A 23,207-nucleotide genomic window follows, 5' to 3' on the forward strand; every position below is an offset into this window, starting at 1 on the left:
CGATGAACGCAGCCTTGAATACCGCCACCGAACTGTCCGCCGGCGTCCGCCCGGCGGATCGGCTGGGCTTTACCCTGTTCCTCGCCGCCGTGTTGCACGTCGCGCTGATCCTTGGTGTCGGCTTTACCGTTGCCGACCCGGAGCAGATCAGCAAGACCCTGGAAATCACCCTCGCCACCTTCAAGAGCGAGGAGAAGCCGAAAAAAGCCGACTTCCTCGCCCAGGCCAACCAGCAAGGCAGCGGGACGCTGGAGCACAAGGCCAAGCCCAAGACCACTGAGAAGGCGCCCTTCCAGGACAAGGAAATCCGCAAGGCGACCCCACCTGCCGCGCCGCCCCAGGCACCGAAGAAAGAAGCGCCGAAGGCCGCGGTGGCAACCAAGAGCCCGCAACAGCAGAAAACCACGGTCAAGCGCGAGCAGACCAAGCCGCAGCCCGACAGCACGCCGGCTCCGGCCTTCGACAGCTCACAGCTCTCCGCTGAAATCGCCAGCCTCGAGGCGGAGCTGGACAAAGAGCGCCAGCTCTATGCCAAGCGCCCGCGCATCCACCGCCTGAATGCGGCCTCGACCATGCGCGACAAGGGCGCCTGGTACAAGGAGGAGTGGCGCAAGAAGATCGAGCGCGTCGGCAACCTCAACTATCCGGAAGAAGCCCGCCGCCAGCGCATCTACGGCAACTTGCGACTGCTGGTGTCGATCAACCGCGACGGCACCCTCTACGAAGTCCAGGTGCTCGAATCGTCCGGCCAGCAGGTGCTGGACCAGGGCGCCATGCGCATCGTGCGCCTCGCCGCACCCTTCGCGCCCTTCACCGGCGACCTGGCGGACATCGACCGTCTGGAAATCATTCGTACCTGGCGCTTCGAGCGCGGCGACCGCCTGTCGAGCAATTGAGAGCGGCAACTCCGTCTAGGCTCTAGGCTTCTATTCAGCGCCCCGCGACACAGGCGCTCATGCCTCTTGCCGCTTGAAGCCTGCCGTCTTAAGCCTGAAACTAGCCGACATGAAAAGCGCACCGAGCTACCTCAAGCACCACTTCCTGATCGCCATGCCGCACATGGCCGATCCGAACTTCGCCCAGACCGTCACCTACCTGGTGGAGCACAACGAGCAGGGGGCGATGGGCCTGGTGATCAACCGCCCCAACGGCCTCAGCCTGAGCGACGTACTCGAACAGTTGCGCCCGGAGTTCACCCCGCCGGCGCGCTGCCAGGGGCTGCCTATCTACGCCGGCGGCCCGGTACAGACCGACCGCGGCTTCGTCCTGCATCCGAGCGGCCACAGCTTCCAGGCCACCCTGGAACTCGGCGAGCTGGCGCTCTCCACCTCCCAGGACGTGCTCTTCGCCATCGCCGATGGCGGTGGCCCGCAGAAGAGCCTGGTCGCACTCGGCTATGCCGGATGGGACGCCGGCCAGCTGGAAACCGAACTCAGCGACAACGCCTGGCTGACCTGCCCGGCCGACCTCGCCATCCTCTTCGACACGCCGTCCGAGCAGCGTCTCGCGGCCGCCGCAAAGCGACTGGGCGTGAACCTCAGTCTGCTCACCGCCCAGGCCGGGCACGCCTGATGGCCGACTCGAAACCCCTGCGCCTGCTGCTCGGCTTCGACTATGGCACCCGACAGATCGGCGTGGCCGTGGGCCAGGCGGTCACCGGCCAGGCCCGCGAGCTGAAAATCCTCAAAGCCCAGAACGGTGTACCGGACTGGCAGCAGGTCGAAGCCCTGATCCGCGAATGGCAGCCCGATGCCATCGTCGTCGGCCTTCCGCTGAACATGGACGGCACGCCCAGCGACATGAGCGCCCGAGCGGAAAAATTCGCCCGGCGCCTGAACGGCCGCTTCAACCTGCCGGTATTCACCCACGACGAGCGCCTGACCACCTTCGAGGCCAAGGGCCAGCGACTGGCCCAGGGTCAACGCGACGGCTACCGCGAGCGTCCGGTGGATGCCCTGGCCGCTGCACTGCTGCTGGAAGGCTGGCTGGCCGAAAACTCCGCAATTTCCTGACTCCAGAACGCGAGGACCGCCGATGACCCTGCCCAACCCCGCCGAGCTGCTGCCGAGGATGGCCAGCGACCTGAAAGCTCACCTGAAGTCCCGCAAGATCGACGAGCCGCGCTACATCGGCATTCGGACCGGCGGCGTGTGGGTCGCCCAGGCCTTGCTGGAGCAACTGGGCGTGTCGAGCCCGATGGGCACCCTGGACGTGTCCTTCTATCGCGACGACTTCACCCAGAGCGGGCTGCACCCGCAAGTGCGCCCTTCCGAGCTGCCCTTCGAGGTCGAGGGCCAGCACCTGGTACTGATCGATGACGTGCTCATGAGCGGCCGCACCGTACGTGCAGCGCTCAACGAGCTCTTCGACTACGGCCGCCCCGCCAGCGTGACGTTGGTGTGCCTGCTCGATCTCAATGCGCGCGAGCTGCCGATCCGTCCGGACGTGGTCGGTGCAACCCTGTCCCTGGGCGCCACGGAACGGGTAAAATTGCTCGGCCCCGCGCCGCTCACCCTCGAGCGCCAGGACCTCGCTTCACCCGCCTGACCTCCCGATTTCCCGTAACTTTTCAGGGCCTGCCCCATGCCGACAGACGCCAAGCGCCCGCTGCAGCTCAACGACCAGGGCCAGCTGCGCCACTTCCTCTCGCTCGACGGTCTGCCCCGCGAGCTGCTGACGGAAATCCTCGACACCGCCGACTCCTTCCTCGAAGTCGGCGCCCGCGCGGTGAAGAAAGTCCCGCTGCTGCGCGGCAAGACGGTGTGCAACGTGTTCTTCGAGAACTCCACCCGCACCCGCACGACCTTCGAGCTGGCGGCCCAGCGCCTGTCCGCCGACGTCATTACCCTCAACGTTTCCACCTCCTCCACCAGCAAGGGCGAGACGCTGTTCGACACCCTGCGCAACCTGGAGGCGATGGCCGCCGACATGTTCGTCGTGCGCCATGCAGACTCCGGCGCGGCCCACTTCATCGCCGAGCACGTGTCCCCGGACGTGGCCATCATCAACGGCGGTGACGGGCGCCACGCGCACCCGACCCAGGGCATGCTCGACATGCTCACCATCCGTCGCCACAAAGGCAACTTCGAGAACCTCTCGGTGGCCATCGTCGGCGACATCCTGCACTCGCGCGTCGCCCGCTCCAACATGCTCGCCCTGCGCACCCTGGGCTGCCAGGACATCCGCGTGATCGGTCCGAAGACCTTGATCCCGGTGGGTGTCGAACAATACGGCGTGAAGGTCTACACCGACCTCGCCGAAGGCCTCAAGGATGTGGACGTGGTGATCATGCTGCGCCTGCAGCGCGAACGCATGCAGGGTGGCCTGCTGCCCAGCGAGGGCGAGTTCTACAAGCTGTACGGCCTGAGTTCCCAGCGCCTGACACTGGCTAAACCGGATGCCATCGTCATGCACCCGGGCCCGATCAACCGCGGCGTGGAAATCGAGTCCGCGGTGGCCGACGGCGCGCAGTCGGTGATCCTCAACCAGGTCACCTACGGCATCGCCGTGCGCATGGCGGTGCTTTCCATGGCCATGAGCGGCCAGACCGCGCAACGCCAACTGAACCAGGAAGCCGAGGAGCTGAACTGATGCGTACCCACATCCTCGGTGCCCGCCTGATCGACCCGGCCAGTGGCCAGGATCAGATCACCGATCTCTTCCTTGAAAGCGGCAAGGTCGCCGCCATCGGCAAAGCGCCGGCAGGCTTCGAAGCGGACAAGACCCTCGACGCCAAGGGCCTGGTCGCCGCGCCCGGCCTGGTCGACCTGTCCGTCGCCCTGCGCGAGCCCGGCTACAGCCGCAAGGGCAGTATCGCCAGCGAGACCCTCGCCGCCGCGAGCGGTGGCGTCACCAGTCTCTGCTGCCCGCCCCTGACCCGCCCGATCCTGGATACACCGGCCGTGGCCGAGCTGATCCTCGATCGCGCCCAGGAGGCCGGTCATGCCAAGGTCTTCCCCATCGGCGCCCTGACCAAGGGCCTGGCCGGTGAGCAGTTGTCCGAGCTGGTGGCCCTGCGCGACGTGGGCTGCGTGGCCTTCGGCAATGGCCTCGCCAGCTTCGCCAGCAACCGCGTGCAGCGCCGCTCCCTGGAATACGCTGCCACCTTCGACCTGACCGTGGTCTTCCACTCCCAGGATGCATCCCTGGCCGAAGGCGGACTGGCCCACGAAGGCCCGACCGCCAGCTTCCTCGGCCTGGCCGGTATTCCGGAGACTGCCGAGACCGTGGCACTCGCCCGTGACTTGCTGCTGGTGGAGCAAAGCGGCGTGCGCGCCCACTTCAGCCAGATCACCAGCGCCCGCGGTGCCGAGCTGATTGCCCAGGCCCAGGCCCGTGGCTTGCCGGTGACCGCTGACGTGGCCATGTACCAGTTGATCCTCACCGACGAGGCGCTGATCGACTTCTCCAGCCTCTACCACGTGCAACCGCCGCTGCGCACCCGCGCCGACCGCGATGGCCTGCGCGAAGCTGTGAGAAGCGGCGTGATCTCGGCCATTTCGAGTCACCACCAACCCCATGAGCCTGATGCCAAGCTCGCGCCGTTCGGCGCTACCGAGCCCGGCATCAGCAGCGTGGAGTTGCTGCTTCCGCTGGCCATGACTCTGGTCCAGGACGGTCTGCTCGATCTGCCGACCCTGCTCGCCCGCCTCACCGCCGGCCCGGCTCGCGCCCTGCGCCTGCCCGCTGGCCGCCTGGCCGTCGGCGCACCCGCGGATCTGGTGCTGTTCGACCCGCAGGCATCCACCCTGGCCGGTGAAACCTGGAAGTCCAAAGGCGACAACTGCCCCTTCATCGGTCACTGCCTGCCCGGCAAGGTCCGCTACACGCTGGTGGACGGCAGGATCATTTTCCAGGCCTGAAGCCGCTGCACGAAAAAGCCCGCCATTCGGCGTAATGCTGTTCACATAAGAACGCCGCTAATCCCTCACCGGGTGAGCGGCGTTCTTGGTTTCTGCAGTGGGGAAACGCTGTAGGAGCCAGCTTGCTGGCGAATGGGCGATATCCCGGAAAGCTTCGCGAGCAAGCTCGCTCCTACAACAACAGCGACACCTCGTTGGCGGGGCGAACTGAACAGCATTACGCCATTGGGCGGGCTTTTTCATTTCAAAGGACGCGGGGATCAACAGGCCTCGATGCAGTTGCGTCGCTGCTTGGCGCGATAGAGGCCGTCGTCCAGGCGCTTGAGCAGGGACTCGACCCCTTCGCCAGCCTGCATTCCCGCCACCGAGAAACTGGCCGTCAAACCCAGTGGCAGGCTGGGATCGGCCTGGGGGACCACCAGGCGCAGACGCTCTGCCAGCTGCAAGGCGGCGTCCTGCCCGGTCTCCGGCAGCAGGGCGATGAACTCCTCGCCGCCCCAACGGGCGAAGCAATCCTCGTCCCTGAGCGCCGCACGAACGATGCGGCTGACGGCCACGAGGGCACGATCACCGATCTGGTGGCCGTGGCTGTCATTGATGCGTTTGAAATGATCGAGGTCGAACATCAGCAGCGACGTCACATGCCCATGACGCTGGAAGCGCTGCCACTCGCTGTGCAGGTTGCGCTCAAAATGGCGACGGTTGGAAACCTGGGTCAGCGGGTCGGTCTCGCTGAGGCGCATAGCGCTTGCAACCTGCTGGGCCAGCGCCTCATTAGCCTGGCGCAGGGCCTCGGTGCGGGCGTCCACCAGCGCCTCCAGCTTGCGATTGAGGGCCAGCAACTCCTCGTTCTTTCGCTGCAATTCGAGGCTGGCCATCTTGCGCTGGTGGATATTGCGGTGCGCGCCGATCATCCGCGTCGGCGTGCCGGCCTCGTCGAACTCGACGAAACGGCCATGATCGCTGATCCACAGGTAACTGCCGTCGCGGCAGCGGCAGCGGTAGTCCTCGGCATAGATCAGGCTTTCGCCGTCCAGGTAAGCCTGGAAGTGGCGCATCACCCGCTCGATATCGCCGGGATGGATCACCGATTTCCAGGTATCCACGTCTTCCGGCAAGCTATCCAGCGCGTAGCCGAGCATGGAGTACCAGCCGGAGCTGCGCTTGACGTGATTGGTGCGGATGTTCCAGTCCCAGATACCGTCACTGACGATGTCCAGGGCGAAGCGCAGGGTGCGCTCGACTTCTTCGAGGGTGGTGCCGTAGCAATGGTCGAGGGGCTCAAGCTTTTCCATAAGCTTCCTGCGGGCCGAAACCCGGTTGAGACCGCTACGCCCAGGCACCTACCCGAGCGTTACAAAACTTGCTTCCAGCCTCAGGCCTGGATGGTCGCCGCCGGGTTGATCACCCGGCCGAGGCCCAGGTTGCGCAGGGCAAGATGCAGCGAGCTGTGGATAACCTGCGGGTTGTCGATGGCCAGCAGCTGATCCAGGAGTTCCCTGGCTTTCGTCATGGTGACCTGGCGCAGCAACCACTTCACCTTGGGCAGGTTGGTGGCGTTCATCGACAAGCTGTCGAAGCCCATGGCCAGCAGCAGCACGGCAGCCGCGGGATCACCCGCCATCTCGCCGCAGATGCTCACCGGTTTGCCTTCGGCGTGGGCGTCGTCCACCACCTTCTTCAGCGCTTGCAGCACCGCCGGGTGCAGGTAGTCGTAAAGGTCCGCCACGCGCGGGTTGTTGCGGTCCACCGCCAGCAGGTACTGGGTGAGGTCGTTGGACCCCACCGAGAGGAAGTCCACCTGGCGCGACAGCTCCTTGGTCTGGTAGACGGCAGCGGGGATCTCGATCATCACCCCTACCGGCGGCATGGGGATGTCCACGCCTTCGTCACGCACCTCGCCCCAGGCACGATGGATCAGGTGCAGCGCCTCTTCCAGCTCGTGGGTGCCGGAAATCATCGGCAGCAGGATACGCAGGTTGTCCAGGCCCTCACTGGCCTTGAGCATGGCGCGCACCTGGACCAGGAAGATCTCCGGATGGTCGAGGGTGACGCGGATGCCGCGCCAGCCGAGGAAGGGGTTGCTTTCCTTGATCGGGAAATACGACAGCGCCTTGTCGCCGCCGATATCCAGCGTGCGCATGGTCACCGGCAGCGGATGGAAGGCGGCGAGCTGTTCGCGGTAGATGGCGAGCTGCTCTTTTTCGCTGGGGAATCGCTCGTTGATCATGAACGGCACTTCGGTGCGATACAGGCCGACGCCCTCGGCGCCGCGCTCCTGGGCGCGGGTCACGTCGGCAAGAAGGCCGGTGTTCACCCAGAGCGGCATGCGTTGGCCGTCCAGGGTCTCGCAGGGCAGGCTGCGCAGTGCGTCCAGCCCCTTGACCAGCTGGCGTTCCTCTTCCACCACTTCGCTGTACTGCTTGCGCAGTTGCGCCGAGGGGTTGGTGAAGACTTCGCCGTGGTAGCCGTCGACGATCAGCTCGATGCCGTCGACCTTGGAATATGGCAGGTCGACCACGCCCATCACCGTCGGGATGCCCATGGCACGCGCGAGGATGGCGACATGGGAGTTGCCCGAGCCAAGTACCGAAACCAGGCCAACGAGCTTGCCTTCAGGCACTTCGCCGAGCATCGCCGGGGACAGCTCCTCGCTGACGAGGATGGTGTTTTCCTGGTAGACGAGGTTCTGCTTGCGCTCTTCCTGCAGGTAGGCGAGCAGGCGGCGACCGAGATCCTTCACATCGGAGGCGCGTTCGCGCAGGTAGGCGTCGTCCATCAGCTCGAAGCGGGTGACGTGCTCCAACACAACCTGGCGCAGCGCACCCTGGGCCCACTGGCCGGTGCGGATCACGCGCTTGACCTCCATACCGATGGAGGCGTCGTCGAGCATCATCAGGTAAACGTCGAAGAGGGCACGCTCTTCGGGGCGCAATTGGGTTTCCAGCTTGCTGGAGAGCCGGCGCATGTCTTCGCGCACCGCTTCCAGGGCCTGCTTGAAGCGTTCTACTTCGGCCTCGATGTCATCGACCGTGCGATCGGGCACCACGTCCAGATCGGCCGGCGGCAGCACCACCACCGCGGTACCCACCGCGGCACCAGGGGCGCCCGGCACACCGACGAACTTGGTTTCCTGGATTCCTTTGCCCTGGCGACCCAGGCCGCGAATCGAACCGGTCGCCTCGGCATGGGCGATTACGCCCGCGAGCTGCGCGCTCATGGTGACGAGGAAGGCTTCCTCGCCCTCGTCGAACTGACGCCGCTCCTTTTGCTGCACCACCAGTACGCCCATCACTCGACGGTGGTGGATGATCGGGGCGCCGAGGAAGGAGGCGAAGCGCTCTTCACCGGTCTCGGCGAAGTAGCGGTAACGGGGGTGATCGGCGGCGTGCTCGAGGTTCAGCGGTTCCTCGCGGGTGCCCACCAGGCCCACCAGGCCTTCGTTGGGGGCCATGCTGACCTTGCCGATGGAGCGCTTGTTCAGGCCTTCGGTGGCCATGAGCACGAACCGGTTGGACTCCGGGTCCAGCAGGTAGACCGAGCAGACCTGGCTGCCCATGGCCTCCTTGACCCGCTGCACGATGATCGCCAACGCCGCCTTCAGATCCTTGGCGGCGTTCACTTCCTGGACGATCTTGCGCAGCGTGTTGAGCATGGCTAGTCAGCCTTTCTCCGGGTCAGTCTTGCGCCAGGAGGCGCGGTGCTAGTTCCTTGAGTGCCCGGCGATAGACTTCACGCTTGAAGGTCACCACCTGGCCCAACGGGTACCAGTAACTGACCCAGCGCCAGCCGTCGAATTCGGGCTTGCCGGTCAGGTCCATCCGTACCTTGTTCTCGTCCGACTGCAAACGCAGCAGGAACCACTTCTGCTTCTGTCCAATACACAGCGGCTGGCTATTGGTACGCACAAGGCGCTGCGGCAGACGATAGCGCAACCAGCCGCGAGTGCAGGCAAGAATCTTCACATCCCGCTCTTCCAGGCCGACTTCTTCGTTCAACTCCCGGAAAAGTGCCTCTTCGGGCGTCTCGCGTGGATTGATACCACCCTGCGGGAACTGCCAGGCATCCTGATTGATACGCCGGGCCCAAAGCACCTGCCCGACATCATTGGCGAGAATGATGCCGACATTCGGGCGAAAACCATCGGAATCGATCACGGCACTCAACCTCGCAAACGCATGTTTCGGCATTGTTCCATAAAGGCCTTAAACGCAGCAATGCGAGCCTTTCTCGCGATGGGCAGCACCGCTCAAAGCCGCTATTCTGACCGCCCTTCGAAGCCTCGATGCAAGGAAATACGACGTGCGTTTGGCTCTTTTCGACCTCGACAACACCCTGCTGGCCGGCGATAGCGATCACGCCTGGGGCGACTACCTGTGCGAACGCGGCATCCTCGACGGGATCGCCTACAAGGCGCGCAACGACGAGTTCTATCAGGACTACCTGGCCGGTCGACTGAACATCCAGGACTACCTGAACTTCAGCCTGGAAATCCTCGGCCGCACCGAAATGGTGCAGCTCGACCAGTGGCACCGCGAGTTCATGCGCGACTGCGTCGAACCGATCATCCTGCCGAAGGCCGAAGCCCTGCTGGCCGAGCACCGCGCCACCGGCGACAAGCTGCTGATCATCACCGCCACCAACCGTTTCGTCACTGCGCCGATCGCCAGGCGTCTGGGCGTCGAAACCCTGCTGGCCACCGAATGCGAAATGGCCGACGGCCGCTACACCGGCCGCACCACCGATGTCCCCTGCTTCCGCGAAGGCAAGGTAACGCGCCTGGCGCGCTGGCTGGAGGAAACCGGCTTCAGCCTCGAGGGCAGCAGCTTCTATAGCGATTCGCTGAACGATCTGCCGCTACTCGAGCAGGTGAGCCATCCGGTAGCCGTGGACCCCGATCCGAAGCTGCGGGCCGAAGCCCTGCAACGCGGTTGGCCGGTGATTACCCTGCGTTGAGTGCGCTTCAATCACTCCGCTCAAAGCGGTTTGATCACCATCAGCGCGTACACCACCGCCAACAAGACCAGTGCGAGAACCGCCAGCCAGGTGCGTACAGCCACATGGCTGGCCACCTGCGGCGCTAGGGCCGTGCCATCCCGAAACGCCTGGCGCGCCAGGTTGCGGATGCGCACCTGCAGCCAGAGCAGAGGCAGCCAGCAGAGCGCTGCCAGCAGGTAGATTCCTACACTCCACAACAGCCAGCGCTGACCCAAGGGCCAGCCGCCGACCTTCGCCAGCGCCAGGCCACTCAGGGGCAGCAGCACGGCGGAACTGGCGATCAACCAGCATTCCAGCCTCACCAAAGAGGCGAAGGTGGCCGCCATCTGCTGGGGATCAGCCTCTTTATTCCAGGCCCGGCGGGCGAAGAACAGCCCGGCCAGCGCCGCGCCGAAAAGCACGGCGGCCAGCAAGCCATGGACTGTCTTGAACAGGAAATAGAGGGTCATGCGGGGTGCAGACGCTACATCAGAGCGGTTTGGCCAGCATCAGCGCCAGCACGGAAAGAAATAGCAGCAGGCCGACGAGACCATAAGCGGCACCGAACTTGAGGCTGCGGCGAGCAGGCGCGGAAGCCGGTCCACCGTCGACCAGTGCCTGCTCCCGCAGTCGCCCGACACGGCGGAACAGCAGCAGCCAGGCAATGCAACCGAAGAGGTAAAGGATGGCGCCGCCGAGGAGCCAGGTCTGGCCCAGCGGCAGACCAGCGAGGTTCACCATCCACCAGCCGCTGATCGGCAGCGACACGGCGACGAGGATCAGTAACGGCACGCCGATCAGCAGGATGCGCCGCAGGCTGGGGCCGATCAGCGCGGCATCGCCGGAACGGAAATTGCGCCAGCCGTACCATGCCAGTCCTGCCAGTCCGCCGAAGAACAGCAGGGTGGCCAGGCCGTGAAGGATGCGAAATGCGAGGTAGTTTTCCATGAAGCAGGTCCTTGTCTGCGTGGGCGGCTGAGTCCAAGCCTAGCAGCCGCCCGATCCAGCACCCCGGCCTGCGTCAGCCCAGGAAGAGCTGGTACGCCGGGTTGTCGCTTTCGTCCCAGTGGGGATAGCCGATCTCGTCGAGAGCGGCATGCACCAGCGCGCGCTCCTCGGCCGGCACCTGCAGGCCGGCGACCACGCGGCCATCGGCGGCGCCGTGGTTGCGGTAGTGGAACATGGTGATGTTCCAGCGGCCGCCGAGCTTGTTGAGGAAGTTGAACAGCGCCCCCGGACGCTCGGGGAATTCGAAACGGAACACCATTTCATCGCTGATGCGCACCGCGTGCCCGCCAACCATGTGACGGATATGCAGCTTGGCCAATTCGTTATCGGTGAGGTCCAGCACCGGGAAGCCCTGGCTGCGCAGGTTTTCCACCAGGACCGCGCGCGGGTCGGTTTCCGGGTGGGTCTGCACGCCGACGAAGATGTGGGCTTCGGCGTCGGTGTTGTAGCGGTAGTTGAACTCGGTGATCTGGCGCTTGCCGATGGCCTCGCAGAAGGCCTTGAAGCTGCCCGGGCGCTCCGGGATGGTCACCGCGATGATCGCCTCGCGCTTCTCCCCCAGCTCGGCACGCTCGGCCACGTGGCGCAGACGGTCGAAGTTGATGTTGGCGCCGGAGTCGATGGCCACCAGGGTATGGTCGCGCACGCCTTCACGCTCGACGTACTTCTTGATCCCGGCCACGGCGAGGGCGCCGGCAGGTTCGGTGATGGAGCGGGTGTCGTCGTAGATATCCTTGATCGCCGCACAGATTTCGTCGGTGCTGACTGTGATCACCTCATCCACATGCTGCTTGCAGATATCGAAGGTGTGCTGGCCGATCTGCGCCACGGCAACGCCGTCGGCAAACAGTCCGACTTGCCCCAGCACCACGCGCTCGCCAGCGGCCATGGCGGCCTGCAGGCAGTTGGAATCGTCCGGCTCGACGCCGATCACCTTCACCTCGGGGCGCAGGTATTTGACGAAGGCCGCGATACCCGCAACCAGGCCGCCACCGCCCACTGGCACGAAGATGGCGTCCAGGCGGCCGGGGTGCTGACGCAGGATTTCCATCGCCACGGTGCCCTGGCCGGCGATCACTTCCGGATCATCGTAGGGGTGGATGTAGACGTAGCCCTTCTCTTCCACCAGCTTCAGCGAGTGCGCCAGCGCCTCGGGGAAGGCGTCGCCGTGCAGCACCACCTTGCCGCCGCGGGCACGTACGCCCTGCACTTTCAGCTCCGGCGTGGTGCGCGGCATCACGATGGTCGCTTTAACGCCCAACTCGCGGGCCGCCAGGGCGACGCCCTGGGCATGATTGCCGGCCGATGCGGTGACCACCCCGCGATTCAGTTCCTCGCGGGAGAGCTGGGCGATCTTGTTGTAGGCGCCACGAATCTTGAAGGAATAGACCGGTTGCAGGTCCTCGCGCTTGAGGAGGATCTGGTTGCCGAGGCGCTCGGTGAGCTGGCGGGCGGGCTGCAGCGGGGTTTCCACGGCGACGTCGTAGACGCGCGAGGTCAGGGTCTTCTTCACGTATTCTTCGAGCATCGCGGTTTCACTGGCGGGCATTTCACGGGAGGACCGAGTCTACCGCAGGGATTCGTCGGGCGACCACAGAGAATGCGGGGTTTTGCCCCGGCGACGGGCTATAATTCGCGCCCTCGACACTCCTCCTATCGGACCTCCACAGCATGACCCAGGACCAGCTCAAGCAGGCCGTCGCCCAGGCCGCCATCGACTTCATCCTTCCCAAGCTCGGTGAAAAGAGCATCGTCGGCGTCGGCACCGGCTCCACCGCCAACTTCTTCATCGACCTGCTGGCCCAGCACAAGATGGCCTTCGACGGTGCCGTGGCCAGCTCCGAAGCCACCGCCCAGCGTCTGAAGGGCCACGGCATCCCGGTCTACGACCTGAATGGCGTCAGCGACCTGGAGTTCTATGTCGACGGTGCCGACGAGAGCAACGAGCGCCTCGAACTGATCAAGGGCGGCGGTGCCGCCCTGACCCGCGAGAAGATCGTCGCGGCGGTGGCCAAGACCTTCATCTGCATCGCCGACGAGAGCAAGCTGGTTCCGCTGCTCGGCACCTTCCCGCTGCCGGTGGAAGTCATCCCCATGGCCCGCAGCCATGTGGCTCGCCAACTGGTGAAGCTGGGCGGTGATCCGGTCTACCGCGAAGGCGTGCTGACCGACAACGGCAACATCATCCTCGATGTGTACAACCTGCAGATCGACAGCCCGGTACAACTCGAAGAGCAGATCAACAACATCGTCGGCGTGGTCACCAACGGCCTGTTCGCCGCCCGTCCGGCCGACCTGCTGCTGCTCGGCACCAAGGATGGCGTCCGGAGCCTGACCGCCTGACCGGACTCCCGGCCTGCGGGAAACCGTCTAGATTTGTTGGCTACGGCGTCGTTCGGCGCCGTCCAATGCCACGAACTAGGAGGTGCCCCATGGCTGGGAAATTCCACCTGAAGAAGGCCAACGATGGCCAGTTCCACTTCAACCTGAACGCCGGCAACGGCGAAACCATCCTCACCAGCGAGCTGTACAAGGCCAAGGATTCAGCCTTGAACGGTATCGAGTCTGTGCGCAAGAACGCCGCTCGCGACGGCGCCTTCGAAAGCAAGACCGCCAGCAACGGCAAGTTCTACTTCGTGCTCAAGGCCACCAACGGCCAGGTCATCGGCCAGAGCCAGATGTACGCCAGCGCCTCCAGCGCCAGCGCAGGCATCGACTCGGTCAGAAACAATGCCCCCGGCGCCACCCTCAACGACGAAAGCTGATCAGTCGCTCGCCTGTTTGCGGAACACGTAGAACAGGTTTGGCTCGCTGACCAGATAGAGGTTGCCGTCGTTATCCATGGCCACCCCCTCGGCCTGCGGCACCCCCCGCTGCAGGCCGTGCATGCCGCGCAGCAGCGAAAGCGTGCTAATGGGGCGGCCATCGGCGTTCAGCTCCAGCACCAGCCGCGACTCGTCCGACAGCGCCAGCAAATGGCCGCTGCGCTCCTCGTATTGCAGGCTGGAAAGGTCGCGCAGGAAGAGCCGGGCATCACGCTTCGGGTCGTCCACCACATGTACCGCGAAGGGCTTGTCCGGGTTGGTGTGGGGGAAACCGTGGATCTCGTAGATGCGCACCGGATCGCGCTCCTTGGCCACGAACAGGCGCTGCCCGACGGAATCGTAGGCCAGGCCCTCGAAGCCCTTGTTACCCGAAAGGCCGATACCCAGGGACAACTGCTGCGACTCGCTGGCATCGATGGAGGTGGTGTTCTCGTCGACGCGTACCTTGATGAGGCGCTGCAGGCGCTCGTCGGTGATCACATAGACGCCCTTGCTGATGTACTCGATGGCCTCGGGGTCGCCAAATCCCACCAACTGGATGCGGCGGATCAGGTGCCCGTCCAGGGACAGTTCGATGATTTCAGGACGCTGGTTGGTGACGGTGAAGAGGCTGTGCCGGTCAGGATCGTAGGTCAGCGCGGAGACGTCGTCCGACAGGCCCTCGATGGGCTTGGCCTCGATGGCCACCTGATAGTCCGGCAGCCAGAGAGATCGTTCCCGCCATTCGGAGGCGTGGCGCCATTCTTGCAGTGCGAACAGACCGCGCTCGAACAGCCGGAACTGCTGGGCGGCAATTCCGAGCAGCACCAGCAGCAGCACCAGGAACGCGGTGACCAGGCGCCACGGGGTCAGGAATGAACGCATCGATCAGGACTCGGGGATTCAGGACGCGGCGAAGGATACAGAGCGCACCGGACTTCTACCTGAATTGAAGCTTAAAGCCTGCGCACATGCTGGAAGGACGTTACAAAAGGGGACGGACATGGCCACCGCGCTGCTACCGGAAGAACGCGCACTCACCACCTTGCACACCATCGCCCTGGCCGTGGCCACATTGGCCAGCAGCGGCACCGACCGCAGGGTCCTGCTGGATGGCAGCGGCGTCTGCTGCGCCGATCTCGACACCCCCGATAAGTTGATCTCGCATGCCCAGGAGCTGCGCGTCTTCGCCAATGCCCTGGCCAGCACCCGCGATCCCGCCCTGGGCCTGTCCCTCGGCCTGCGCATGCACGTATCCGCCTACGGCATGCTCGGCTACACCATGCTCGCCAGCCGCACCTTGCGCGATGCCCTGACCATCGCCCTCGGCCAGTCAGCACTGCTGGGGACCTACTTCAAGCTGAGCCTTGAGGAAGACTGCGACGAGGCGCGCCTCGTCGCAGTCGGCTACCGCTACGCACCGGAGCTGACGGTATTCAACAGCGAGCTGTGCCTGACCTCGCTGCTCACCGTGCTGCAGGACCTGCTCGGTACCAGCATTCGCCCGCTCCGGGTCTACCTGTCCTATCGACCGCCGCTACACGCCGCCACCTATGAACAGATACTCGGTTGCCCGGTGGAATTCGGCGCCTCGCGCAATGCGCTCTGCTTCGACGCCGCCCTGCTCGACCGCACCCTGCCCCTGGCGGACCCGGTGACGTGCCACTATGGCCTGCAGCAATGCCTGAAACTGGATGCCCAGCTCAACAGCCGCCATGACGTGCTCGACCAGATCCGCCAGCACCTGGCCGGCAACCTGCGCGACGCCTGCGACCTCGATAGCGTCGCGCGCCAGTTGCATCGCTCCGAACGCACCCTGCGCCGCCACTTGCGGCAGCTGAACACCAGCTTCCAGCGTCTGCTGGACGAAGTGCGCTACGACAAGGCGCGCCAGTTGCTGGTGCAGACCGACCTGCCCATCTACCTGATCGCCGAGCAGCTCGGCTACAGCGAGACCGCGAGCTTCCGGCATGCCTTCCAGCGCTGGAGCGGGCAGTCGCCGAGCCTGTATCGGCGCTAGGCTTGCCAGCGGCCATTGTGGGGGGCGAATTCATTCGCCAAAGCAGACCGCAGGTTTGCCCTACGACCTCTGGGGCAGCTCCGCCGCCATTCGCGAATGAATTCGCCCCCACAGGCTCCTTCCCGCCTCTTCGCAACCTTAATCACCCTTTACAAATTGGCCGAAAATATCCCCTTTTGACCTGATCTATCGTTCTGCACCTACTAGGCTGCTGACAGAATCGCGACAAACAAGGGCCGCTTCACCAGCGAAAAAAGAAAAGCCCAATAAGAACAAACCCTTAGAGCTTGTGATCAGCATGACTAGCGCGATCAGCGTCGAACGTGTGTGCATGGAGTTCGGTGATCCGGGGCAGGGCGTGAAGGCCCTCGACGATGTTTCCCTGGAAATCCGCGCCAACGAGTTCTTCACCCTCCTCGGCCCGTCCGGCTGCGGCAAGACCACTCTCTTGCGGCTCATCGCCGGTTTCGAGCAACCCAGCTCCGGCGCCATCCGCCTCTACGGCGAGCCGATGCAGGGCCTCCCGCCGTTCCGCCGCCCGGTCAACACCGTGTTCCAGAGCTACGCCCTGTTCCCCCACATGACGGTGGCGCAGAACATCGCCTTCGGCCTGGAAATGCGCGGGCTCTCCCGCAGCGACATCGAGCAGACGGTGCAGCGCATGCTGGAACTGGTGAAGCTGCCGGATGTGGGCAAACGCCGCGCCGACCAGCTTTCCGGTGGCCAGCAGCAGCGCATCGCCCTGGCCCGCGCCCTGGCCAACAAGCCCAAGGTGCTGCTGCTGGACGAATCGCTTTCGGCGCTGGACCAGAAGCTGCGCAAGGATATGCAGATCGAACTCAAGCGCCTGCAGCACGAGACCGGCATTACCTTCATCTTCGTCACCCACGACCAGGAAGAAGCCCTGACCATGTCCGACCGCATCGCGGTGATGAGCAAGGGCCGCATCCTCCAGGTCGGCACCCCGACGGAAATCTACGAAGCACCGCTGAACCGCACAGTGGCGGACTTCATCGGTGAAACCAACTTCCTCGAAGGCGAAGCGCTGGAACGCGGCATTCTGCTGCCCGACGGCCAGTTGCTCAGCGCCTACAGCCCCCGTCGTGGCGCCGTGACCCTGGCGATCCGCCCGGAGCGCACCTGCCTCGACGAACAGGGCAACCTGGCCGGTGAAATCGAGAACGTGGTCTATGTCGGGACCGATACCGTGTACCACCTCAACATCGCCGGGCAGAGTGGCTTCCGTGTGCGCCAGCAGAACCGCAATGGGGCGCTGAACGTCTATTCAGCCGGCGAAAAGGTGCGGGTACAGGTGCCCGGCGAAGCCATCCGGGTGCTGGTCGAATGAGTACCCTGCGCGCCCAGGCGGAGCGCCGCCAGCTGCAGCGTCGCCTGGCGCTGACCAGCCCGGCCATGCTCGCCCTGCTGGTGTTCCTGGTGCTGCCGCTGGGCATCATGTTCCTGGTGTCGATCCTGGCTCCGGGCGACTACGGCGGCGTGAAGTGGGACCAGTACTCGCTGGAGGCCTACATCAACTTCCTCTACGAGCGCGACCTGGACGACAGCCTGGTGTTCAACACCGACTATCTGCAGATTTTCCAGCGCTCATTCTGGCTGTCAGTGCTGACCACGGTCGGCTGCCTGCTGATCGGCTTCCCTACTGCCCTCTACCTGGCGCTGCAGAGCGAGCGCAAACGCAACCTGCTGCTGTTCCTGGTCACCGTGCCCTTCTGGACCAACCTGCTGGTGCGGGTCTACGCGTGGATCCTGCTGCTGCGCAATGGCGGCCTGGTGGACAGCGGCCTCGGCGTCTTCGGCCTGTCCGACGGCGCGCTGGGCCTGCTCTACACGGATGTCGCCGTGGTGATCGGCCTGCTCTACACCTTCCTGCCGTTCATGGTGCTGCCTATCTACACCAGCCTCGAAAAACTCGACTGGCGACTGGTAGAAGCCGCCTTCGACCTCGGCGCCAACCGCTTCCAGGCCCTGCGCCGGATCATTGTGCCGCTGGCCATGCCGGGCATCGTCGCCGGCGCGATCCTGGTGTTCATCCCGTCGCTCGGCAACTACATCATTCCCGAGCTGCTGGGGGGCGGTAAGTCGCTGATGATCGGCAACCTGATCCAGCTGCAGTTCGGCGCATCCCACAACTGGCCACTGGGCGCGGCACTGTCCTTCGCCCTGCTCGGCTTCGTGCTGCTGGCAATGCTGCTCTATAGCCTGCGCTTCAAGCAGGCCGCCGGCGGAGGCCACCCATGAACATGCAGAACCCCCTCTGGCGATTCACCGGCGTACGGCCCACCGCCTGGCTGTTCTTCGCCTTCCTCTATGTGCCGATCCTGGTGCTGGTGGCGCTGAGCTTCAACGGCGGACAGTCGGCGACCATCTGGGAAAGCTTCAGCCTCAAGTGGTACTCGGTGGTCGCCAACGACCCGGAAATCGTCCGGGCGGCGAAGAACTCGCTGATCGTCGCCACCTTCGCCACCCTGATCGCAACCGCCCTGGCCACCCTCGCCGCCTTGGGCATGCGCGGCCGCGCCTTCCGTGGGCAGACGCTGATGAGCGGAGTGCTCGGCCTGCCGCTGCTGGTGCCGGAGATCGTCACGGCGGTGGCCACCCTGATGTTCTTCGCCTTCATCGGCCTGAAGCTCTCGCTGTTCACCATCCTCATCGCCCACGTGGTGTTCTGCATTCCCTTCGCCTACCTGCCGATCCGCGCCCGCCTGGAAGGCATGGACCCGCGCCTGGCCGAAGCCGCCGCCGACCTCTACGCCTCGCCCTGGAAAGCCTTCTGGAAGGTGACCTTCCCGCTGCTGATGCCCGGCATCCTCTCCGGCGCAATGCTCGCCTTCATCATTTCCATGGACGACTTCGTCATCACCTACTTCGTCGCCGGGGCCGGGGCCACCACCCTGCCGGTGTACATCTTCAGCTCAATTCGGATGGGTATTTCGCCGAAGATCAACGCGATCTCCTCGATCATCCTCGTGATTTCCATAGTTTTCGTTGCATTGTCCTACTACGTCGGGCAGCGCAAGCGCTGACCCGTCCTCGACCAGCAAGGAGCTTGACCATGACCCGTCGTACCCCGCTCGCACTTGCCGTACTGCTCGCCTCCGGCCTTGCCGGCTCGGCCCAGGCCGCAGGGACCCTGCACTTCGCCAACTGGTCGGACTACTACCCGCCGGAGCTGTTGAAGAAGTTCGAGAAGGACACCGGCATCAAGGCCACCCTGGATGCCTACGACAGCAACGAAACCCTGTTGGCCAAGCTCAAGGCCGGTGGCGGTGCCTACGACGTGGTCGTGCCGTCCGACAGCTTCATCCAGATCATGGCCGGCGACGGACTGCTGCAGAAATTCGACAAGAGCAAGCTGCCCAACCTGAAGAACCTCAAGGCCAACTTCCAGACGCTCGACTTCGACCCCGGCCACGACTACAGCGTGCCGTACCTGTGGGGCACAACCGGCTACAGCTACGACAGCAAGCAGGTACCAGGCGGCAAGCTGGATGAGAGTTGGAGGCCCTTCTTCGAGCCACCGGCCGAACTGAAGGGTAAGGTCGTTGCACTGAACTCCATCGAAGACCTGTACATCGCCGCCTCCCACTACCTGTCCATCGACCAGTGCACCGAGGACCCGAAGGAAGCGAAGAAGATCCAGGACCTCCTGCTGGCGCAGAAGCCACTGCTGGCGATGTACAACAGCGATGGCACCATCGAGCGCATGGCCGCTGGCGAAGTCGCCATGCACATGCAGTGGAACGGCGCCTTCCACCGCGCCCACGCCCAGCGCGACAGCCTGGTCTACGTGTATCCGAAAGAAGGCATCCACGTCTTCATCGACAACCTCGTGATTCCCAAGGATGCGGTGAACGTCGAGGAGGCCCACGCCTTCATCAACTGGATGATGCTGCCGGAGAACATCGCCGCCGCCTCCAACTTCGCCAAGTACAACAACGCCATCGAAGGCTCGGACAAGTTCATGGAAAAAGAACTGTTCGACGACCCGGCCATCAACACCCCGCAAGACAAGCTCGACCGCCTGCGCACCTTCAAACTCTGCTCGCCCAAGGCCCTGAGCCTGCGCAGCAAGGTGTGGACCAAGCTGAAGAAGTAAGTCGGAAGAACGCCATCCTACGAACGCTTTTTAGTAGGTTGGTCCGAGCGCAGCGAGGCCCAACGTTTTGCCGGTAATTCCGCGTGTTGGGCTTCGCGTAGCTCAGACCAACCGACATCAGTGCGTAGATACAAGGGTGGATACCCCGGCCAACCATGTTGGCCATTTCGATCCCTTTTTGACCCTTTGCGGGGTTCTGCGGCCTGCCGGGCGCTGACAGAATCGAACTGCATGCCACTAGCAAGCGCCCCATGGCGGCGCTGAATCAACAAGAAAAATGGCTAGAGAGATACGACGATGTCCCGTGCACTTGCGCCTCGAACCACCCTTCCCCACTTCGTCCTGCGGACCCCGCAACTCCACCTTTACTGACTGCCCGCGCACAGCCGGATGCGCAACGGACCCGGCCTCGCACGCGCATGGATGGCTCGCATAGCGACCCAGGCGCCGCCCAGCGGCGCGCAGTAGATTGGAGAGAAGAATAAATGCCCACCCCGTCCGCCAGCCTCGAAAACAGCGGCAGCCTGCCCAACGAATTCACCCACAGCGCCCAGGGAACCGCCCTGCGCCGGATACTCGGGCTGCCCGCCCTGGTGTTCTTCGGCCTCGTCTACATGGTGCCGCTGACTATCTTCACCACCTACGGCGTGGTCACGCAGATGACGGGCGGCCGCACCGCCCTGGCCTATGTGGTGACCCTGCTGGCGATGATCTTCACCGCCCTGTCGTACAGCTTCATGGTCCGCCGCTATCCCATCGCCGGCTCTGCGTACTCCTATACCAGCCTGAGCTTCGGCGCCGGCGCAGGCTTCCTCACCGGCTGGTCGCTGCTGCTGGATTACCTGTTCCTGCCGATGATCAACTACCTGGTGATCGGCCTGTTCCTCAACGTGGCCTTCCCGGAAGTACCGGCTTGGGTCTTCGTGGTCAGCGCCATTGCCCTGGTCACCGCGCTGAACGTTCGCGGCATCAATTCGGTGTCGAGCATGAGCAACCTGATCGTGGCCGCCCAGGTAGTATTCGTCGTGGTGTTCCTGGCCATGGCCGGCAAGAGCCTGTTCGGTGCCCCGGTCGACTTCACCGCCCCCTTCATCGGCGACGGCAGCCAGCCGGGACTGGCACCGCTGATGGCGGGTGCGGCGGTGCTCTGCCTGTCCTTCCTCGGCTTCGACGCGGTGTCGACCCTGGCCGAGGAAGCCCGCGATCCGCGGCGTGACATCCCGCGCGCCATCGTCATTACTACCCTGATCGCCGGTGCGCTGTTCTTCGTCCTGGCGCTGGTTTCCCAGTTGGTATTCCCCGGTAGCGTCTTCCAGGACGTGGACGCCGCTGCGAACGAAGTGATGCTGAAGGCTGGCGGGCAGTTCCTCGCTGCATTCTTCACCGCCATCTATGTCGCCGGTTCCGTCGGTTCGGCCCTGGCTTCCCAGGCCTCGGTATCGCGCATCCTCTACAGCATGGGCCGCGACGGCATTCTTCCGCGCCGCCTGTTCGGCACCCTGTCCGGGCGCTTCCAGACCCCGACCACCGCCATCCTGATCGTCTCGGCCGTGTCGCTGCTGGCGGTGGTGATCGACCTCGCTACCCTCGCTTCGATGATCAGTTTCGGCGCGCTGGTGGCCTTCTCCGCCGTGAACCTGGCGGTGATCCGCACCCACCTGTTCGACGGCCGTCCGCGCCAGTCGGGTGACGTGTTGCGCTATGGCCTGATCCCGGCCATCGGTTTCGCCCTGATCGCCTGGCTCTGGACCAGTCTGTCGGGCCTGACCCTGGCCATCGGCCTCGGCTGGTTCGCCATTGGCCTGGCCTACCTGGCGATTCAGACCGGCGGCTTCCGCCGCAAGGCGCCGCAGGTGCAATTCTCTGAGTTCGAATGACCCCGACTGACCACTAGCCGACCAGGAGACGCTGATGCTGACGATCTATTCCGACGACCACCACCTGCACCACGGCAAGCATGAGCTGATCGGTGGCCAGTTCACCCCCTGCTTCGAGAAACCGAGCCGCGCCGACATGGTGCTGGACCGTGCCAAGGCCGTGAACCTGGGCGCCATCCAGGCACCGACGGATTTCGGCCTGTCGCCCATCCTGCGGGTGCACAGCGAGGGGTTCGTGAACTTCCTGAAGACGGCCTGGAGCGAATGGCAGGCCAAGGGTCGTAGCCACGACATGCTGCCCATCGCCTGGCCGACCCGGCGCCTGCGCCAGGTGGAGCCGACCGATATCGACGGTCGCCTGGGCTACTACTCCTTCGATGCCGGTGCGCCCATCACCGCCGGCACCTGGCAGGCCATCACCAGCTCGGCCAACGTCGCCCTCAGCGGCCAGGCCGAGCTGCGCAAGGGCGCCCGCGGCATCTTCTCCCTGTGCCGCCCGCCGGGACACCACGCCGCCGCCGACTACATGGGCGGCTACTGCTACCTGAACAACGCGGCCATTGCCGTGCAGGCCATGCTGGACGCCGGCGCCAAGCGGGTCGCAGTGCTGGACGTGGACTACCACCACGGCAACGGTACCCAGGACATCTTCTACGACCGCGGCGACGTGCTCTTCACCTCGATCCACGGCGACCCGCGCTTCGAGTACCCCTACTACCTGGGCTTCGCCGACGAGAAAGGCGTGGGTGCGGGAGCAGGCTTCAACTTCAACTACCCGCTGGCTTCGGGCATCGACTGGTCCGCCTGGAGCCTGGCGCTCGCCGACGCCTGCCGGCAGATCGCCGAATACGCGCCGGACGCGCTGGTGGTTTCGTTGGGTGTGGATACCTTCAAGGAAGACCCGATTTCGCAGTTCAAGCTGGACAGCCCGGATTACCTGCGCATGGGCGAGGTCATCGGCAAGCTCGGCCTGCAGACGCTGTTCGTGATGGAAGGGGGTTATGCGGTGGAGGAGATCGGCATCAACGCGATCAATGTATTGCAGGGGTTCGATAGCGTGGCGTGAGGTATTCAGGGAAATGGCATTTGTGGGGGCGAATTCATTCGCTATGCAGACCGAAGGTTTGCCCTTCGGATCATTTCGGGGGCAGCTGCGCTACCCTTAGCGAATAAATTCGCCCCCACAAGGTTTTATGAGTTCACCCGCTCAACGAACTCCACATCCACCTCGCGGCCCGTCAGGTCGCGATCCACTTCGCCGGTCAGCTTGACGGTGTCTTTCTCGCCGATGGACATCGGCGGCCAGTCTTCATCGTCGATTTCCACCTTCATGCTGCCGGTGGCGTCCTTGAACTCGTAGATATCGCCCTTGATGCGGCGAACGATCTGTCCCTTCAGCACCACTGGAGCATCGTCGGCGGCTTCGAGGGCGGCGGCGACGGTGCTGATCTGGGCATTGGCGCCCGGGCCGGTGTAACTGTTGGCCATGACGGCGGTGGAGAACAGCGGTACGGCCAGCAGGGCGAGGTATTTGGCTTTCAT

Annotated in this window: 24 protein-coding genes; 16 read left to right on the top strand and 8 right to left on the bottom strand. The window is 64.4% G+C overall.

Annotated elements, in window-relative coordinates; translation table 11 throughout:
* The first annotated feature begins 2 nt into the window (after positions 1 to 2).
* From DM872_RS05390 to DM872_RS05415, 6 genes are all read left to right on the top strand, one after another.
* Positions 3 to 896, top strand: coding sequence for an energy transducer TonB (locus DM872_RS05390; protein ID WP_179058481.1), 894 nt, complete (start codon positions 3 to 5; stop codon positions 894 to 896).
* 109 nt (positions 897 to 1,005) lie between these two features.
* Positions 1,006 to 1,572 carry a YqgE/AlgH family protein gene (locus DM872_RS05395; RefSeq protein ID WP_179058482.1) on the top strand — a complete coding sequence of 189 codons (567 nt, stop codon included), beginning with the start codon at positions 1,006 to 1,008 and terminating at the stop codon, positions 1,570 to 1,572.
* A complete protein-coding gene (gene ruvX, locus DM872_RS05400; RefSeq protein ID WP_179058483.1) occupies positions 1,572 to 2,012 on the top strand; it encodes a Holliday junction resolvase RuvX in 441 nt (146 codons plus the stop codon). The genes DM872_RS05395 and ruvX overlap by 1 nt, the downstream gene beginning before the upstream one ends.
* Positions 2,013 to 2,034: 22 nt before the next feature.
* The gene (pyrR, locus tag DM872_RS05405) at positions 2,035 to 2,547 is read left to right on the top strand and encodes a bifunctional pyr operon transcriptional regulator/uracil phosphoribosyltransferase PyrR (RefSeq protein WP_179058484.1); all 513 of its coding nucleotides are present in this window, start codon (positions 2,035 to 2,037) and stop codon (positions 2,545 to 2,547) included.
* A 36-nt stretch (positions 2,548 to 2,583) separates the two neighbouring features.
* Positions 2,584 to 3,591 (top strand): aspartate carbamoyltransferase catalytic subunit, encoded by a 1,008-nt coding sequence (locus DM872_RS05410; RefSeq protein WP_179058485.1) that lies wholly within the window; start codon positions 2,584 to 2,586, stop codon positions 3,589 to 3,591.
* Complete coding sequence (locus tag DM872_RS05415; protein WP_179058486.1) at positions 3,591 to 4,862, top strand: dihydroorotase; 1,272 nt, start codon at positions 3,591 to 3,593, stop codon at positions 4,860 to 4,862. The genes DM872_RS05410 and DM872_RS05415 overlap by 1 nt, the downstream gene beginning before the upstream one ends.
* 260 nt (positions 4,863 to 5,122) lie before the next feature.
* Here the strand turns inward: DM872_RS05415 and DM872_RS05420 are convergent, their stop codons facing one another.
* The 3 genes from DM872_RS05420 to DM872_RS05430 form a co-directional block, all read right to left on the bottom strand.
* Positions 5,123 to 6,157, bottom strand: coding sequence for a sensor domain-containing diguanylate cyclase (locus tag DM872_RS05420; RefSeq protein WP_179058487.1), 1,035 nt, complete (start codon positions 6,155 to 6,157; stop codon positions 5,123 to 5,125).
* Between the two features lie 80 nt (positions 6,158 to 6,237).
* On the bottom strand, positions 6,238 to 8,517 hold the full coding sequence (gene ptsP, locus DM872_RS05425; RefSeq protein WP_179058488.1) for a phosphoenolpyruvate--protein phosphotransferase: 2,280 nt from the start codon (positions 8,515 to 8,517) through the stop codon (positions 6,238 to 6,240).
* A gap of 22 nt (positions 8,518 to 8,539) precedes the next feature.
* The gene (locus DM872_RS05430) at positions 8,540 to 9,019 is read right to left on the bottom strand and encodes an RNA pyrophosphohydrolase (RefSeq protein ID WP_077524243.1); all 480 of its coding nucleotides are present in this window, start codon (positions 9,017 to 9,019) and stop codon (positions 8,540 to 8,542) included.
* Between the two features lie 145 nt (positions 9,020 to 9,164).
* On the opposite strand from DM872_RS05430, the gene DM872_RS05435 reads away from it, so the two are divergent.
* On the top strand, positions 9,165 to 9,818 hold the full coding sequence (locus tag DM872_RS05435; RefSeq protein WP_179058489.1) for an HAD family hydrolase: 654 nt from the start codon (positions 9,165 to 9,167) through the stop codon (positions 9,816 to 9,818).
* Positions 9,819 to 9,838: 20 nt separating this feature from the next.
* Here the strand turns inward: DM872_RS05435 and DM872_RS05440 are convergent, their stop codons facing one another.
* The 3 genes from DM872_RS05440 to ilvA all read right to left on the bottom strand — a co-directional run bounded on the left by DM872_RS05440 (position 9,839) and on the right by ilvA (position 12,375).
* Positions 9,839 to 10,309, bottom strand: coding sequence for a DUF2269 family protein (locus DM872_RS05440; RefSeq protein ID WP_179058490.1), 471 nt, complete (start codon positions 10,307 to 10,309; stop codon positions 9,839 to 9,841).
* A 19-nt stretch (positions 10,310 to 10,328) separates the two neighbouring features.
* Positions 10,329 to 10,787 (bottom strand): DUF2269 family protein, encoded by a 459-nt coding sequence (locus DM872_RS05445; protein WP_179058491.1) that lies wholly within the window; start codon positions 10,785 to 10,787, stop codon positions 10,329 to 10,331.
* A 73-nt stretch (positions 10,788 to 10,860) separates the two neighbouring features.
* Positions 10,861 to 12,375: a threonine ammonia-lyase, biosynthetic gene (gene ilvA, locus DM872_RS05450; protein WP_256873297.1), complete on the bottom strand. Its 1,515-nt coding sequence runs from the start codon at positions 12,373 to 12,375 to the stop codon at positions 10,861 to 10,863.
* A gap of 143 nt (positions 12,376 to 12,518) precedes the next feature.
* Here ilvA and rpiA point away from each other — a divergent pair, with 143 nt between their 5' ends.
* The gene (rpiA, locus tag DM872_RS05455; protein ID WP_077524179.1) at positions 12,519 to 13,190 is read left to right on the top strand and encodes a ribose-5-phosphate isomerase RpiA; all 672 of its coding nucleotides are present in this window, start codon (positions 12,519 to 12,521) and stop codon (positions 13,188 to 13,190) included.
* Between the two features lie 89 nt (positions 13,191 to 13,279).
* The gene (locus DM872_RS05460) at positions 13,280 to 13,612 is read left to right on the top strand and encodes a YegP family protein (protein WP_179058493.1); all 333 of its coding nucleotides are present in this window, start codon (positions 13,280 to 13,282) and stop codon (positions 13,610 to 13,612) included.
* Here the strand turns inward: DM872_RS05460 and DM872_RS05465 are convergent, their stop codons facing one another.
* Positions 13,613 to 14,536, bottom strand: a complete 924-nt coding sequence (locus DM872_RS05465) for an SdiA-regulated domain-containing protein (RefSeq protein WP_179058494.1) — start codon at positions 14,534 to 14,536, stop codon at positions 13,613 to 13,615. It lies immediately after the preceding gene.
* 118 nt (positions 14,537 to 14,654) lie between these two features.
* On the opposite strand from DM872_RS05465, the gene DM872_RS05470 reads away from it, so the two are divergent.
* The 7 genes from DM872_RS05470 (at position 14,655) to DM872_RS05500 (ending at position 22,731) form a co-directional block, all read left to right on the top strand.
* Positions 14,655 to 15,671 (top strand): AraC family transcriptional regulator, encoded by a 1,017-nt coding sequence (locus DM872_RS05470; RefSeq protein WP_179058495.1) that lies wholly within the window; start codon positions 14,655 to 14,657, stop codon positions 15,669 to 15,671.
* A gap of 298 nt (positions 15,672 to 15,969) precedes the next feature.
* Positions 15,970 to 17,019 carry an ABC transporter ATP-binding protein gene (locus DM872_RS05475; protein WP_179058496.1) on the top strand — a complete coding sequence of 350 codons (1,050 nt, stop codon included), beginning with the start codon at positions 15,970 to 15,972 and terminating at the stop codon, positions 17,017 to 17,019.
* On the top strand, positions 17,016 to 17,930 hold the full coding sequence (locus DM872_RS05480) for an ABC transporter permease (protein ID WP_179058497.1): 915 nt from the start codon (positions 17,016 to 17,018) through the stop codon (positions 17,928 to 17,930). Before DM872_RS05475 ends, DM872_RS05480 begins: the two co-directional genes overlap by 4 nt.
* Entirely contained in the window at positions 17,927 to 18,715 is a 789-nt protein-coding gene (locus DM872_RS05485; protein WP_179058498.1) for an ABC transporter permease, read from the top strand. Before DM872_RS05480 ends, DM872_RS05485 begins: the two co-directional genes overlap by 4 nt.
* 29 nt (positions 18,716 to 18,744) lie before the next feature.
* Positions 18,745 to 19,788, top strand: a complete 1,044-nt coding sequence (locus DM872_RS05490) for an ABC transporter substrate-binding protein (protein WP_179058499.1) — start codon at positions 18,745 to 18,747, stop codon at positions 19,786 to 19,788.
* A gap of 485 nt (positions 19,789 to 20,273) precedes the next feature.
* The gene (locus DM872_RS05495; RefSeq protein ID WP_179058500.1) at positions 20,274 to 21,665 is read left to right on the top strand and encodes an APC family permease; all 1,392 of its coding nucleotides are present in this window, start codon (positions 20,274 to 20,276) and stop codon (positions 21,663 to 21,665) included.
* A 34-nt stretch (positions 21,666 to 21,699) separates the two neighbouring features.
* Complete coding sequence (locus tag DM872_RS05500; RefSeq protein WP_179058501.1) at positions 21,700 to 22,731, top strand: histone deacetylase family protein; 1,032 nt, start codon at positions 21,700 to 21,702, stop codon at positions 22,729 to 22,731.
* 125 nt (positions 22,732 to 22,856) lie between these two features.
* Here the strand turns inward: DM872_RS05500 and DM872_RS05505 are convergent, their stop codons facing one another.
* Positions 22,857 to 23,207, bottom strand: a complete 351-nt coding sequence (locus DM872_RS05505; RefSeq protein WP_179058502.1) for a NirD/YgiW/YdeI family stress tolerance protein — start codon at positions 23,205 to 23,207, stop codon at positions 22,857 to 22,859.

It is taken from the genome of Pseudomonas taiwanensis (assembly GCF_013393345.1).
In the GTDB taxonomy this organism is placed as follows: Bacteria; Pseudomonadota; Gammaproteobacteria; order Pseudomonadales; family Pseudomonadaceae; genus Metapseudomonas; species Metapseudomonas resinovorans_C.